This window comes from Paraburkholderia sp. IMGN_8 (genome assembly GCF_038050405.1).
Lineage (GTDB): Bacteria > Pseudomonadota > Gammaproteobacteria > Burkholderiales > Burkholderiaceae > Paraburkholderia.
The window spans coordinates 2,042,307-2,056,521 of record NZ_CP150901.1; the positions used below are offsets into that span (position 1 = coordinate 2,042,307).

General features: G+C 60.0%; 7 protein-coding genes. 2 read left to right on the top strand and 5 right to left on the bottom strand.

Features of this window, described 5'->3' with window-relative positions; all coding sequences use genetic code 11:
* Positions 1-93: 93 nt before the first annotated feature.
* Together cphA and WN982_RS30370 are read right to left on the bottom strand one after the other, a co-directional pair.
* Positions 94-2,883, bottom strand: coding sequence for a cyanophycin synthetase (gene cphA, locus WN982_RS30365; protein WP_341319249.1), 2,790 nt, complete (start codon positions 2,881-2,883; stop codon positions 94-96).
* A gap of 852 nt (positions 2,884-3,735) precedes the next feature.
* Positions 3,736-4,854 (bottom strand): patatin-like phospholipase family protein, encoded by a 1,119-nt coding sequence (locus WN982_RS30370; protein WP_341319250.1) that lies wholly within the window; start codon positions 4,852-4,854, stop codon positions 3,736-3,738.
* A 1,258-nt stretch (positions 4,855-6,112) separates the two neighbouring features.
* On the opposite strand from WN982_RS30370, the gene WN982_RS30375 reads away from it, so the two are divergent.
* Entirely contained in the window at positions 6,113-8,374 is a 2,262-nt protein-coding gene (locus WN982_RS30375) for an EAL domain-containing protein (RefSeq protein WP_341319251.1), read from the top strand.
* 699 nt (positions 8,375-9,073) lie between these two features.
* Here the strand turns inward: WN982_RS30375 and WN982_RS30380 are convergent.
* The 3 genes from WN982_RS30380 to betC form a co-directional block, all read right to left on the bottom strand.
* Entirely contained in the window at positions 9,074-10,222 is a 1,149-nt protein-coding gene (locus tag WN982_RS30380) for a porin (RefSeq protein ID WP_341319252.1), read from the bottom strand.
* A 262-nt stretch (positions 10,223-10,484) separates the two neighbouring features.
* On the bottom strand, positions 10,485-11,435 hold the full coding sequence (locus tag WN982_RS30385; protein ID WP_341319253.1) for a choline ABC transporter substrate-binding protein: 951 nt from the start codon (positions 11,433-11,435) through the stop codon (positions 10,485-10,487).
* 62 nt (positions 11,436-11,497) lie between these two features.
* A complete protein-coding gene (betC, locus tag WN982_RS30390) occupies positions 11,498-13,054 on the bottom strand; it encodes a choline-sulfatase (RefSeq protein WP_341319254.1) in 1,557 nt (518 codons plus the stop codon).
* A gap of 152 nt (positions 13,055-13,206) precedes the next feature.
* On the opposite strand from betC, the gene WN982_RS30395 reads away from it, so the two are divergent.
* Entirely contained in the window at positions 13,207-14,121 is a 915-nt protein-coding gene (locus WN982_RS30395; RefSeq protein ID WP_341319255.1) for a LysR family transcriptional regulator, read from the top strand.
* Positions 14,122-14,215: the final 94 nt, after the last annotated feature.

Below are 14,215 nucleotides of genomic sequence, written 5' to 3' on the forward strand. Positions count from 1 at the left end.
GTGTGCATCGGATGCTTCACCCGCCTTGGGGTCCTGCTACCAGGTCGGCTTGCGACCGCCTGGGACGTCGCCGTTACCACGGCGAAAACTCATTCAGTCCTCGATCTCTCGCGCTAGCCGCACGCCGCGCTCGTCACGGATGATCTCCATGCTACTGTCCCATTCGAACCCGCCCAGATCGTCCAGACGGATCTTGACGGGCCCTGGTCTTCTCTCGGCCGCATGCCCTGCTTGCCCATTGGGCCTGAAGTGCACAATCTGCTGCCAGGCACGCGTGTAGTCTTCGCTCAACAGGAGGAGCAGATCGCCAGGGCCAGCCATCTCGAGCGCCGATTGATTCGCTGCCTGCTCATCGGCGATGACCTCGATCTGCTCTGCCCCGACCCCGTTCTCGCGCAGCGCGTAGCACAGCATTTCCGGCACTTCGAGGTGAGCCCGCCCACGCGAGTCGCAGTCCCGGTGGCAGATGTAATGCTCGAAGTGTCCGGCCGCAATACGCGCGATCTCCAGGACGTCCTCGTCACGGCGGTCGCCCGGGACCGTCAGCGAAATGATCTTCGCGCGCGCGGCGCCCAGCCGGTCTACAAAAGCGCACATGGTCTTCACGGCCGCCGGATTGTGCGCATAGTCCAGAATCACCCTGAACGGATGCTGATCATAGATGTTCATGCGGCCGGGGGTCTGCTGGAAGGTGTTTTCGAACGTGCGCAGGCCCAGGCGGATGCCCTCGAGATCGATCCCGAGACCGCGAGCGAGCGCCGCGGCGAACATCGCGTTCTGCACATTGTGCAGAGCGAGCCCTTGCACCGTGGCCGGAATCAGGTGCGTCCACAGCAACGGAAAACGGTGACCACCGTCCCACAGGGTGATCATGTGGCCGTTTATCTCTTCCTCCAGAATAACCGCCACCCCACCCGCCCGTATATGCTCATTGACCAGCGGGTGGGCAGGGTTCATGGTCACGTAGCCCAGGCGGTTTGCGTGGCTATGATCCGCCATCTTCAGACATAAGGGATCGTCAGCGTTGACGACAGCCATGTCCTTCGCCACTTCGATGACGATGCGCTTGACCTCGGCCATCTGCTCCACGGTCTCGACCCCACGCAGGCCCAGGTGATCGGCGGTCACGTTGAGGCAGCCCGCCACGTTGCACTCCGGATAGCCCAAACCACACCGCAGCAGGCCGCCCCGGGCCGTCTCCAGTACGGCGGCGTCGACAGCGGAATCCGCGAGAATTATGCGCGCGGATGTCGCCCCGGTCATGTCGCCTTCCACAGTCAGCCGTCCGTCGATGTAGACGCCATCGGTTGTACCCAGACCAACCGTGTAGCCCGCCAGCTTCATGATATGGGCCAGCATGCGCGACGTGGTGGTCTTGCCGTTGGTGCCGGTAATGCTTGCAATGGGGACGGTCGTTGGAGCACCGGGTGGAAACAGCATGTCGATGATGGGCCCGGCCACGTCCCTGGGCGTGCCGTCGCTCGGCGCCAGATGCATCCGTAGACCCGGGCAGGCATTCACCTCGCAAATGGCGCCGCCAGTCTCACGATACGACGCGGAGATATCGGTGGTGATGAAATCAACACCACCGACGTCCAGGCCAATGGCCCTGATCGCCCGGACGGCCATTTCCCGGTTGTCCGGGTGCACGCTATCGGTGACGTCGATGGCGGTACCACCGGTGGAGAGGTTGGCGGTGGCACACAAATAGACGGTCTCGCCCGGCTTGGGTACGGTCTCAGGACTAAAACCCTCGTCATCCAGGAGGTGTTTTGCTGCGCCGTCGAGCTCCACGCGGGTGAGCACGTTCTCATGCCCCACACCCCGGCGTGGATCCTTATTCACCTCTTCCACCAACTCCTCTACGGTGTGAACCCCATCGCCCACCACATGGGCGGGGATACGCCTGGCAACCGCCAGCAATTCGCCATTGACCACCAGCATGCGGTGATCGGACCCCGGGATATAGCTTTCGACGAGCACCCCCCTGCTGTACTCTTGCGCCCTCTCAAAGGCGAGTTCCACCTGCTCTGGCCTTGTAAGCTTGATTGATATGCCTTGCCCGTGATTGCTGTCCAAGGGCTTGACCACGACCGGATAGCCGATGCGTTCGGCGCTATCAACTGCATCGCCGGCTTTATAGACCTTTCGTTGCCGCGGCACCGGAAGGCCCGCGTCATGCAGGGTCCGATTGGTCTCTTCCTTGTCCGATGCCTGGTCTACTGCGATCTGACGCGTCTCGCTGGTGAGCGTCGACTTGATGCGTTTCTGGAAGCGCCCGTAGCCGAGCAGCATCAGGCTCTCGCCGTTCAGGCGCGTACAGGGGATTGCACGCTTCCCAGCGGCGCTCACCAACGCGGCAGTGCTTGGCCCCACGTCGCGGCTCCGCGCATAACGGATGAAATCATCCAGTTCATGCTCAAAGTCGAAATCTTGTTCAGGATTCTGCTCCGGCTTCAGTTCGTCAGGAAGAAGATGCCCGATCAAGGCAAGAGACAGGTTTCCGGCGTGCCGACCGACATCTTCATCATGGTACTCATAGACTACGTCGTAGTGTCCCCGCGACCCGGCTGCACGCGTCTTGCCAAAGCTCACGTCCGAACCCGCGACCTTCTGCAGTTCGATGGCTACGTGTTCCATCACGTGACCCAGCCAGGTGCCCTCGCCTTCCCACATGCGTCGCACGAACCCGCCCGCGGTATTGTAGGAACAGCCATGCTGTTGAAGGCCGGGGAGATAGCCAAGCAGACGATCAATGAAGTCGTGGCCGAGCCGCATGGTTGGCCATTCCTCAAGCTTCCCCAAATCGACGGTGTATCGGATGACCGGGAAATGTGCATGAATATTAGGTCCTTGATAAGCGACGATTGACTTGATTTCCATCGAATGACCTCCTGAAGTTCTGATCTCAGGTAAGCCGCACCCCCTTCGAGCCATCGTAGAGAGGCACTAAACGGCATTCAAAATACGACGAATTGTCATAACAATCGCTGGCTGTCCCCTCATCTTTTGTTCTCTCGTGCAAAGGACTTTTAGCGAGCGGAGGCGGCGCTCGGAGATGGCTGCAGACACGGCACGAAAGGCGCGTCCGCTTCGCAAAAATTCTTTGGGCTTGACTGTTCCGCCGGTGGTAACGGCTATGGGCATTGAGTCAGTGGGATAGCAACGGTTTTGCCGACGACGGCCGTTGGCGGCATCAGGTCAGTCGTACCGTCTTGCGCTTGAGGGCTGCGTACACCATCGTGTAGTGCAAACAGGTCGCGCCACGTGTGCATTGAGCCGCCATGGTCGGACAGCGGCCAAAGTTGTGCCACAAATCTGCCACAAAGCGTCGAGTCAGGCGTGCAGAACTCCTCTACAAAAATAGAGGTAATTCCAGATAAAGCAACATCTCTTCTGTAATTGTCCGGTTGCCTTTTCTGTTGCCCGTTTTTTAGCAAGTAGCGATTGCGCCTGAAGGAGAAGTCTTCGCGCTGAAGCGTCACGGCCAACGTCTCTGCACGGCACGGCAGTGGCTCGCCATGAGCCGCTGCGCTGCGCCATTTGGGCGAGCCTCGGGAGCCCCCATTCGCGTGATGCTCACAGCGGTGGCAAGCATCGCGTGACGACCCTATGTGATCCGGTGACGCGGGCGCAACGATATCATCCCGCTGAGCGATTGCTTTGGTGCTGAGTCCGCTAACGAAGGGGCCACGAGGTGCATACGCGCTGAACAAACACCCCGGCCAGGCGTTGTCACGACTTTCCGTTTGCAGGCTGCAGCGACCGAATCGTGCCCGCTGATCCAGTGAGCCTGCGCTTCACTTCCGTGTCCACGTCGAAAGTTGACTTCACGCCGACATCGCCGAGGTGGTCCTGCACCCATGCGTTTGCCGCCTTCCATCCGGCCTCTCTCAAGGCGAGAAAGAACCCGGGTGACGGCGTGCTCTTCGATGCGGCGCCAATCTCTTCCATGAAGTCGTCTGCCCGTATCACATGGAAACGCTTCTCGGCGTATGTCTTTCCATTTGGAGCCTCGAGAGGAATAACCCTGTCTCTGATGAGTTGGTTGATCAACTCGATCTGTCGAACTTCTTTCACCCAGGACGAGCCAAAGCTCACCTCGTTGATCCGGTTGACAATCTGTCGCGGCAGCTTCGGCGGTCCGTGTTCCACCCGGAGTGGATCAATGAGGACAGTCAGAAGATCGTTCACGGAATCAACGAGCGGGTCGAGTGCAGGATTGGCCATGTAGCCTCCATCCCAATAGAATTCGCCGTCGATTTCAACCGCCTGGAAGAGCGTCGGGTAACACGTGGAGGCCATCAGTGCCCTTGACGTGATTTCCCCTGGACCAAAGATGCGCAGCGCAGTCCGGTTCACATTCGTCGCTGCGACATACAGGTCGGGCGCGTCGTCGTTATGCCTGTTGAGTCGGCCGAAATCAGGAATGACCTGCTCCATGATCGAGCCGATTGGGTCCTGTAGCCAAGGTGTCAGGTATGGCGAGTTGATCTGTTGAAGCATGCCTTGCCCGATCACGAACAGGTTGGAGTCAACATTCCATCGCCGCGGCGAGTCCAGTTCTGCGGTCGGCGAGTTGAAAAGGAACGGGTACCAGGACGACCTGGCGCCGACGGCGTTCCAGAGTTGCTCGAGTAATCGCTTTGCCTCCGCAGCATTGTCATGCAGACCATAGGCGCATGCCGCGCCGTTCAACGCGCCCCCGCTGGTGCCGCTGATTGCCTTGATAAACAACCCGCCTTTCGCCACTTCATCCAGCAGGCGATCCAGTACGCCCCACGTGAAGGCTGCGTGGGCCCCGCCACCCTGAAGGGCTAGGCCTATCGTTCGTTTCGATCCGATATCCGACATTTTCGGTTCCCCCGATTGGCTGTCCTGGCTCGCCGACGTTGTTCCGGACGTCAGCAAATTCCGTGGAGAACAGACGTCCAGCCGCACCAATACTTCCTGGGCCTCGTTTGGGCGTAGGGCGACCGGGGGGCCTTACGCGTTTACCGGCCCCGTCGATACAGCGAATGCCGTTACAGACAGGCAATCGGCACCTTTTTGTACCAGCCGCCGTCAATCGTCATCCGCCGCTTAATACTGCGCGGGCGCCTCAAGCATGCGCTGCTGCTCGGCGCGCACATAGATCGATGTCACCCACTCAGACGGTCGTCCGCCGCCGTGCCCATTCCCTTCGTACCCTATTTGCTGCCATGTCCGCCGAGGTCCGGCAACTTTTCGCTCGCTTCCACGGTTCCTGCTGCCCGTTAGCCAGCGCCCCGAATTTTCGGGGATTCAATCCCAGTTCGCGAGCCATCTGGATATGCGTATGGCTCAACCTGAAACGCTGCCTCGCATCAAACCACGGCTGAAGCTTCGATGGTATCGGCATCAGTGCCAGGCGCGTTTGATCGTTGCGGTCAATTCAGCGAGGACGAACCGGAGCGATGTCGATTTCTTCAGCACGCCCTCTTACGCGACCTACCCCGCAACCTGACCATGCCGCGTCCGGCCCTCAATTCGCCGCCAAGCGCGAGTGAGGTTCCCACTCACTGAAATTTGTCAGATGGATGCGCGCGACTATACTTCAATCGTCTGACGAGATTGGGCCAATCTATGGGGCCAACTTGACCACAACACATGCGCGGCCCAACACACGGGGTGACTCGGTGAGTCGACATTGACGCATTGAACCAAAATCGCTGCAAGCGCGGAGCGACCAGAAACGTTAAGCAATCCTGTATCTGCGGCCTGACCCGTCGCCTCGGAGTCTTCGACCGACCTCACACCGCCGGTTGGTTCGATACGAGTGCGATCGCGATGGGTGGGATCGATGCGACCCTATACGTGTTCGGCGCACTTTTTGTCGGCGACGCACTTGAGAGTCAGTTCGTCGCAGCGGCGACCGATAGCGGGATTGGGATTGCGGGGAGAACCTGGCATGCGTTTTCACTCAAGGCTTCACCACGAACAGGGTTGGTCACGGTCTTGGCCTCACGCTGGGTCTTACATAGAACCGCACTGGCTGCCCAGGGGCGTGCGACCCGGCAGACACCGTGTGACGACGTCTGCAAGGGCGAGATCGTTGCCCTGGAACCGCCACTGGCTCCGTGAAAGGCCTTGCGTGAGCGTGCAGAGCGATCCAGTCAATCGTCGCGTCCTGGTGATCAACGACAATGTTGCGACTCACCAGAACTTCCGCAAGATTCTCGCTCGCCCCCTGGACAGCGAAACTGCGCTGGCCGCAACCCAGGCGTCCTTTTTCGGCGAGGTTCCAGCCGGTCGCGCGGCGTTTCAGATCGATTCCGCATATCAGGGCCAGGAAGCGCTGGAGCGGGTCGTGCGCGCGCTGGCGGAGAACAAACCCTATGCGATGGCCTTTGTCGACATGCACATGCTGCCCGGTTGGGACAGCCTTCAGACCATCGAGCGGCTCTGGCAAGTGGACCCGAAGTTGCAGTTTGCCCTATGCAGCCCGCATTCCGATTACCCCTGGGGGACCTTGGCCAGGCGCCTGGGCGCAGACGACCGGCTGCTCATTCTCAAGAAGCCATTGAACAACATTGAGATCCGCCAGACGGCCAGCGTGCTGACCACGAAGTGGCAGATGACGAAAGAGGCGGCCTTCAAGACGAGCGACCTGGAAGAGGTCGTCGAGGAAAGAATCAAAGCGCTTACTGAAGCCAACATCATCGTCCAGAACAGTCCAGTCATCCTTTACCGTCTGCGTGGCGAGCCGTCGTTTCCGCTCATCTACATATCGCATGACATCACCAGGTTCGGCCACGACCGCGCTACCTTGCTCGCCTCGCCAGCCTGGGCCAACGAGCTTGTCGACCCGGACGACCAGGCCAAAGTCGATGCGGCACTGGCACGAGTCCTGGAAAAGGACGCCGAAGGCGTCTCAATCGAGTTCCGCTTGCGCACTGGCGACGGCGCTTACCGTTGTGTCGCGAATCGCTACGTCCCGGTCCGCGATAAGGATGGACGGCTAATCGAAGTTGAAGGGATCATCATCGACATTACCGAGCGCAAGGCAGCGGAGGAAAAGATCGCGCGGCTCGCTCACACTGATGCGCTCACGGGTTTGGCGAATCGGGCCAGCTTCCTCGCGCAGGTGCGCCAGGCTTTCGCTGCAGCCCAACATGGCACCGTGCCGTTTGCGATTTTCTTTGTTGATCTCGACCACTTCAAGCTGGTCAATGACAGACTGGGTTACCCGATCGGCGACCTGTTGCTTCGGGAGGTGGCAGAGCGCCTCAGAAATTGCACTCACGAAAGCAACCTGGTTGCCCGGTTGAGCGGCGATGCGTTTGCGGTGCTGCAGGGCGACATGGGCGAGCCCGCGAGCGCCGGTGTACTGGCTGCGAAGCTCCAAACGGCACTGGCGTCTCCCTATCTGCTCAATGGCAACGATGTGCGTATCTCAGTGAGCATTGGCATCCGTGCGTACGTCCAGGGCGACAGTGGAGCAGACGCCATGCTGACGCACGCCGATTTAGCGCTCCACCGTGCGAAGCATAAGGGCGGCAACCGATATCGCTTTCATTCTGACGAACTCGACCAGGAGGTGCTCGAACGTGTCGCACTCGCCGACGACTTGAGAGGAGCGATTGATCGCGGCGAGTTGGAACTCCAGTACCAGCCCGAGGTCGAGTTGTCCTCCGGAAACATTCTGGGGATGGAAGGGCTGGTTCGCTGGCATCACCCGACGCGCGGCCTCATTGCCCCCGGTGTGTTTATTCCGATCGCCGAGAGGGACGGCACCATGGCAGCGCTTGGGCACTGGGTGCTAGACCAGGCGTGCCGGCAAATGAGAGTATGGCGCGACGAGGGGGTGGCCCCGCTAATGATCGCGATCAATCTGTCTCTGTTCGAGCTCAGGAGCGCTCAAGCATTCGTGCGCGATGTCGCTGAAACCGCCGCGAAGTGGCGTCTCGCCCCCTCCGATCTGGAATTCGACGTGACTGAGGCGACTCTGGCCAGGCTGTCGTGGGCACAAAGCGACATACTCCCACAGCTACATGAGCTCGGCGCGAAGATCGCCATCGATGATTTCGGTAGCAAGTACGCGTCATTTGAGTATGTCAAGGCTTATCGCGTGAACCATCTCAAGATCGCGCAATCCCTCATCCACAGGTCTACCAGCGATCCCGAGAGTGCAGCGACGATCCGTGCCATCGTCACCTTTGCGCACAGTATCGGGATCGGGGTCATTGCCCAAGGCGTGGAGACCGAGCAACAGCGTGCGCTGCTGGCTGCGACGAATCGGGCGACGAGCGCGCAAGGCTTCCGTTTCAGCGAAGCGGTGGGGGCCGCTCGAGCCAGCGAGCTCCTGCACCAAGGCCACATCGCGCCATGCGCGGGGCCTTGTTCGGAAGGGTAGGAGTTCGCTTGTTGCGGACGGAAGTTCCGCCCGGCCCACGGCGCTGTTGGTTCATTCGGGTGCGCAATGAACGTCGGACCTGACGAGCCTGGTTGGGCCGAAGGGTGTTACTGATGGCAACGTCAACGACATTCCGCGTGCGCCATCAACACCCGGCCGCTTCGCGGCGTGTTGTTGCCTGCTTCGACGGTTTTTTGCCTTTCAAAAACTTTCGCCGCCCCCCCCCCCGCTTTACAAGCGTGCACTATCAGCATTCAATTCGGGGGAATCAATGACACTCGTCAAGTGCCAAGAATGCAAAAATAGATTGGCAGTTCGGCAAAAATTTGCCTGCATGGCGGTGTTACAAACCCGGCAGCGAAAACAAGTCATGTCCTACTCGGCTTTGGCGGTGTCGCGATCTTCTGTCAAATCAAGCCCGAGTGGCGACTTCATTCCCAATCGAAAATACAGACTGTTTTTGCTGAGCAGGATATCAACAGCATTCCGACTGAGAGAATCGCCAGCGAAGTAACTGACTATTGTCGCGAACTGCTGCAGGCAGCGAGGCCGGAAGGAACGGCACGCGAAGACTGACTATAACTACCGTCACCTTCTCGCTAAAGAGCCCGCTGTTTGCAGGCTTTTTTACTTCACCTTGCTCGCAAAGAAAAAGGGACGACAAGCGTCCCTTTCAAGCTGGATCGTTTTTCTTATCTACTAGAACGAATGCTTCATCCCAATCCGCACATCGCTCTGCGTATTCGACGTCGACGGCGTGAAGCTATAGCCGATCACCGCATTCACGCCATCCGATGCACGCAGGTAGTCGCCGGAGATATAGACGTCGGTGCGTTTCGATAACAGGTAATGCAGCCCGAGCGAGCCCTGATTCCAGTGGTTTCCTTCGAAACGCGTGTGCTGATAGCCGCCGTACAGAACCAGCGCCGGCGTGAAGTTGTACGACGCGCCCGCTTCATAGACCTGCATGTGTGAGGTCTGCCCAAAACCCTTGATCGTCGTGTACGTGAAATCGCCTGAGAGCATCAGGTCGCCCATCGTATAAGCCGCACCGATCGCGAACGCGCCTTGTTTATCGACCGGGAACGACGACGAGCTATATAGATCGGTAACCGCGCCGGTCGTCGGATTGACGGAAACGGTCGGCTGGCCGAGGAAGGTCCGCGTGCCGATCATCGCGTACGGGTCGAACGCATAGATGCCGTACGGATTGTTCAACTGCGTATACGCCGCGCCGATGTTGAACGCGCTGTGCTCGTAATACGCGCCCACGCTCCATGCGCTCTTCTGATGGAAGTCGCCCGCGGTGTTGCCGAACGAGTACATGCCGCCGAACTTGAAGCCCGAAAAATCGCTCGATACGAATTTGACGGAATTCGGCAGGCGATCGCCGTTCATGCGGTCGAAGTCGCCCTGGTGGATCGCGTAGCCGCTCGCCCACGAGGAGATGTTGTACAGATAGACGAACTCATCGGTCATGTCGAGCTGATTGCCGAATGAGAACGTGCCCCAACTGTTCTTCAAGCCCACGTATGCCTGCCGTCCAAACTCCGAACCGCCAAATCCTAATTGTCCGTTGCTCAGATGGAAACCCGATTCGAGCACGAATACAGCCTGCAAGCCGCCGCCGAGGTCCTCGACACCCTTGAAGCCGATCCGGTTGCCGTATGAAACGCCGTCGTCGAATTTGAACTGATGGGCGCCGCCGGCATTGTTCACGTAGGTGATACCCGCATCCAGGATGCCGTATAGCGTGACGCTGCTCTGCGCGTGGACAGCTGCGGGCGCGCATGCGGCGCTTGCCGCGAGAGCGAGGCCCGAAAGGCTGACGGCATTTCTCTTCTTCATCTAATTCTCCCCTGCTCTTTGCCTGCGTATTTCGTTGGATAAAGCGATCCCTGCTGCGTGTAATGACTTCTTATGCGCAGCGCTTCTCGCATGACGGGCAGATCTATACTGATTGAGACCGAGTGAAGCTGGATGCGATGCATGCAATGTGTCCGGCATGCCTGCATCGACGGGTCAAGAATACGAGTCCAGATTTATGGGGATTCGACCGGATGCGACATGAATCTGTCGAGTAGCGACCTGGTGATTAGGAATGCCGCTGTTATTTCACGCCGAGTGCGGTCTGCACGGCTTGCAGACCATTGGCCCCGCTAGCGGTGTTCACGCCTTCGAGCCATGACTTCAGTAATTCCGGGTGACGCTTGAGCGCATCGGCGGCGGCCACGTCCACGCCGGTTTTCTTTTCCAGCACCTCGGTGATCACGCCGTTTTCCAGATCGACGTTGAACGTCAGTTGCCTGAACAGGCGGCCGACATTCGGGCATTGTTCGGCGTAACCCGTGCGCGCAACGGTATTGACCGTGGCGCCGCCATAGTTCGGGCCGAAGTACTTGTCGCCGCCGTCGAGATAGGTCAGCTTGAATTTGGTGTTCATCAGATGTGGCTCCCACGCGAGGAACACGATCCATTTCTTCTCGCGAACCCAGCGTTCGACCTGGGTGAGCATGCCAGTCTCGCTCGACTCGACCAGCTTCCAGCTGCCGAGCCCGTACGCTTTTTCATCGACCATCTTCTTGATGTTCTGATTGGCCGGCGCGCCCGGCTCGATGCCGTAGATCTTGCTATCGAACTTGTCGGCGTTCTTCGCGAGATCGGCGAACGAGTGCACGCCGGCCGCCGCCACGTAGTCGGGAACCGCGAGCGTGAACTTCGCGTTGCTCAGATTCGGATGCACGACCTCAATCGACTTCTCGTCCTCGAACGGCTTGACGACCGGCGCCTGCGCGGGCATCCAGTTGCCGAGAAACACGTCGATCTGCCCTTTCTTCAAGCCCTGGTAAGTAATCGGCACCGACAGGTTCGCGACGCTCTGCCGGTATCCGAGCGCCTTCAACAGAACGCCGGTCATCGCATTGGTCGCATCGATGTCTGTCCAGCCTGGCCCGGCCATGTTGACTTGGGTGCACGACTGCGGCTCGGCCGCCGCCGTGAACGTGGTCGCCACGCATAGCAACGCAACGCTGGATACCACCTGTTTGAAGAGCTTTTTCATGTCGGCTTCCTGAGGGTGAGATGAGAGTGAGAGGAATCGCTTACGGACGCACTAAGGACGCACTAACGAACCACGGCCGGGAAACGCGCCATCGCTTCGAGCGTATCGAGGTCAATGTGATTGCGCATATAACGCTGGCTTGCATCGACACGCGGTTGCCAGTCCCACGACGCGACCGTGCCTTGCGTCGTGGCCTCGAAATGAAAACGGCGACGGCGCTGGCTGCTCAGCACGTCGTTGTGCAGCGCGACGAGATTCCAGCGCTGGGCGATCTCGTCGCGAAACGCCGCGACTCGCGATGCGTACTCCGCGCGCGCTGCCAGGTTCTCGCGCTCCAGCGGATCGGCGGCGACGTCGTACAGCTGGTCCGGATCGGCTGGCGTGTGAATGAACTTGAAGCGGCCGCGACGCAGCATCACAATCGGCGCGATGGCGCCTTCGGCCAAGTATTCGCCGATCGCTTCGTCATGGCCGCGATGCGCACCCTGCGCACCATGTGCGCCGAGCAGATGCGGCACGAGGCTTTGGCCGTCGAGCGAATCGGGCCATGCAGCGGGCCGCTCGCCGCGCGCCAGCTCAACGAGCGTCGGCAGCAGATCGAGATGCGACACCGACTCGCTCACGCGATGCGCGTCGAACTTCCGGGGCGCATGCACGATCAGCGGCACGCGGCAGCCGCCTTCGAAGAACGTCATCTTGTACCAGAGACCGCGCTCGCCGAGCATCTCGCCATGATCGGACGTCACCACAATGACGGTGTCCTGAGCGAGCCCCGACTGCTCGAGCGCTTCGAGGATCGCGCCGAACTGGTCGTCGACGTATGAGATCGCGCCGTAGTAAGCGCGGCGCGCATTGCGGATCTGCTGGACGGTTGGCGGCGTGCGGTCGGCTTCGCATACATGGCGCAAGCGCTTTGAATGGGGGTCGGCTTCATCGAACGAATCGCGATGCGTGGGCATATCGATGTCTTCGTCGCGGTACATGTCCCAGTATTTTTTCGGAATCGCGTACGGGTCGTGCGGATGCGTCAGCGAGGCAACCATGCAGAACGGTCGCGCATCTTTTCCGGCATGACGTTCGCGTGCGATATCGAAGAGCTTCTGACGCGTGGTGAACGTGACTTCGTCGTCAAAATCAAGCTGGTTCGTGCGTACGCAGGGACCGGCGTCGATCACCGAACTCATGTTGTGATACCACGTCGGACGCGCTTCGAAATTGTCCCAGTCGGGCGTCCAGCCGAAATCGGCGGGATAGATGTCGGTGGTCAGGCGTTCCTCGAAACCGTGCAACTGATCGGCGCCGCAAAAATGCATCTTGCCCGAGAGAATCGTGCGATAGCCCTCCGCGCGGAGATAATGCGCGAACGTCAGCGTTTGCGACGGAAATTCTGCTGCATTGTCATAGGCGCCGATCGCGGACGGCAGCTTGCCGGACAAAAAAGAAAAGCGCGACGGCGCGCACAACGGACTCGCGCAGTACGCCGATTCGAACACGACGCCCTGCTTCGCCAGCCGATCCAGATTGGGGGTTTTCGTCAGACGATGCCCGTATGCGGCAAGCGCGAACGGCGTCAGCTGATCGGCCATCAGAATAAGAATATTCGGTTTCGTGTCAAGCATTGGAGCGCGCCTCGAATAGAATCGCAAGTGTCGGTGCAAGTGTTGAAGCAAGCGGCGGGACGTGAGTGCGGGTCCCGGCATGCACACCACTATTGCCGTCCAATTCGCCGCTGTGAAGACTGCAAATCGTTATGTGCCTATAAGGGGGTGTTATGCCGAGGCAGGATCGCTTGCCGCCGATGCAGGCGTTGACGATGTTCGAATCGGCAGCGCGTCTGGCCAGCTTCACGGCGGCCGCGCGCGAACTGGGCTCGACACAGCCGGCGGTCAGTCAGCGCGTCGTGCAGCTCGAAGAAGCGCTCGGCGCGCCGTTATTCGAACGCGGTCACCGCGGCGTCACGCTCACGGAAGACGGCGTGCGCCTGTTCGAAGCGGTCCGTGACGCGCTCGACACCATTCGCCTCGCCACCGCTGAGATCCGCGCACGGCGCACGCCGCAAACGCTGACGCTCTGCACCGATTTCGGCTTCGCAACCTACTGGCTGATGCCGCGCCTGTCGCAATTCAAGGCGCTGATGCCGGACGTCGACGTCAAGATCATCACGTCGCAGAACGTGTTCGATCCGTCGCACAATCAGGTGGACATTGCGATCGCTTTCGGCGATGAAGATGCGGACTGGACCGCCCGCGGCGCAGTCAAACTGTTTCCGGAGCGCGTCACACCGGTGTGCAGTCCGGCTTTTCTCGCCGCGCATCCGCCGTTGCGCGCGCCGTCCGATCTGACGGCGCTGCCGCTGCTGCATCTTGAACCGACCCATCCGGCACGCTGGCTGTCGTGGGCCGACTGGTTCGCCGCGCAGGGTCTCGACGCGCCGGCCGCGCATCGCGGCATCACATTCAACAGTTTTACGCTGGTCGCGCATGCGGCAATCATGGGCCAGGGTGTCGCGCTCGGGTGGGCGCCTTTAGTCGACGAGCTCCTCGCGACTGGGCAGCTCGTCGAACTGTTCGATACGCCGGTCGTCACCGAACGCGGCTATCTGCTCGTCACGCAGCGCGCGGCCACACCCGTGATCAACGCATTCCGCCAGTGGCTGCTGGGCGAGTGCGGGCTCGATGCCGAATAGCCGCTGACGCTCCCATTCCAGCGCGACGGCGGTTAGCTTCTATCCGTGTGTGTCGCTGATTTGCTCTACTTCGATGATGCATGCCGCGCCCCGC

Bases quoted from the DNA above. Each gene is read 5' to 3' on its own strand.
- WN982_RS30380 (WP_341319252.1), bottom strand. From the start codon at position 10,222: ATGAAGAAGAGAAATGCCGTCAGCCTTTCGGGCCTCGCTCTCGCGGCA.
- WN982_RS30395 (WP_341319255.1), top strand. From the start codon at position 13,207: ATGCCGAGGCAGGATCGCTTGCCGCCGATGCAGGCGTTGACGATGTTC.
- cphA (WP_341319249.1), bottom strand. From the start codon at position 2,883: ATGGAAATCAAGTCAATCGTCGCTTATCAAGGACCTAATATTCATGCA.
- WN982_RS30370 (WP_341319250.1), bottom strand. From the start codon at position 4,854: ATGTCGGATATCGGATCGAAACGAACGATAGGCCTAGCCCTTCAGGGT.
- WN982_RS30385 (WP_341319253.1), bottom strand. From the start codon at position 11,435: ATGAAAAAGCTCTTCAAACAGGTGGTATCCAGCGTTGCGTTGCTATGC.
- betC (WP_341319254.1), bottom strand. From the start codon at position 13,054: ATGCTTGACACGAAACCGAATATTCTTATTCTGATGGCCGATCAGCTG.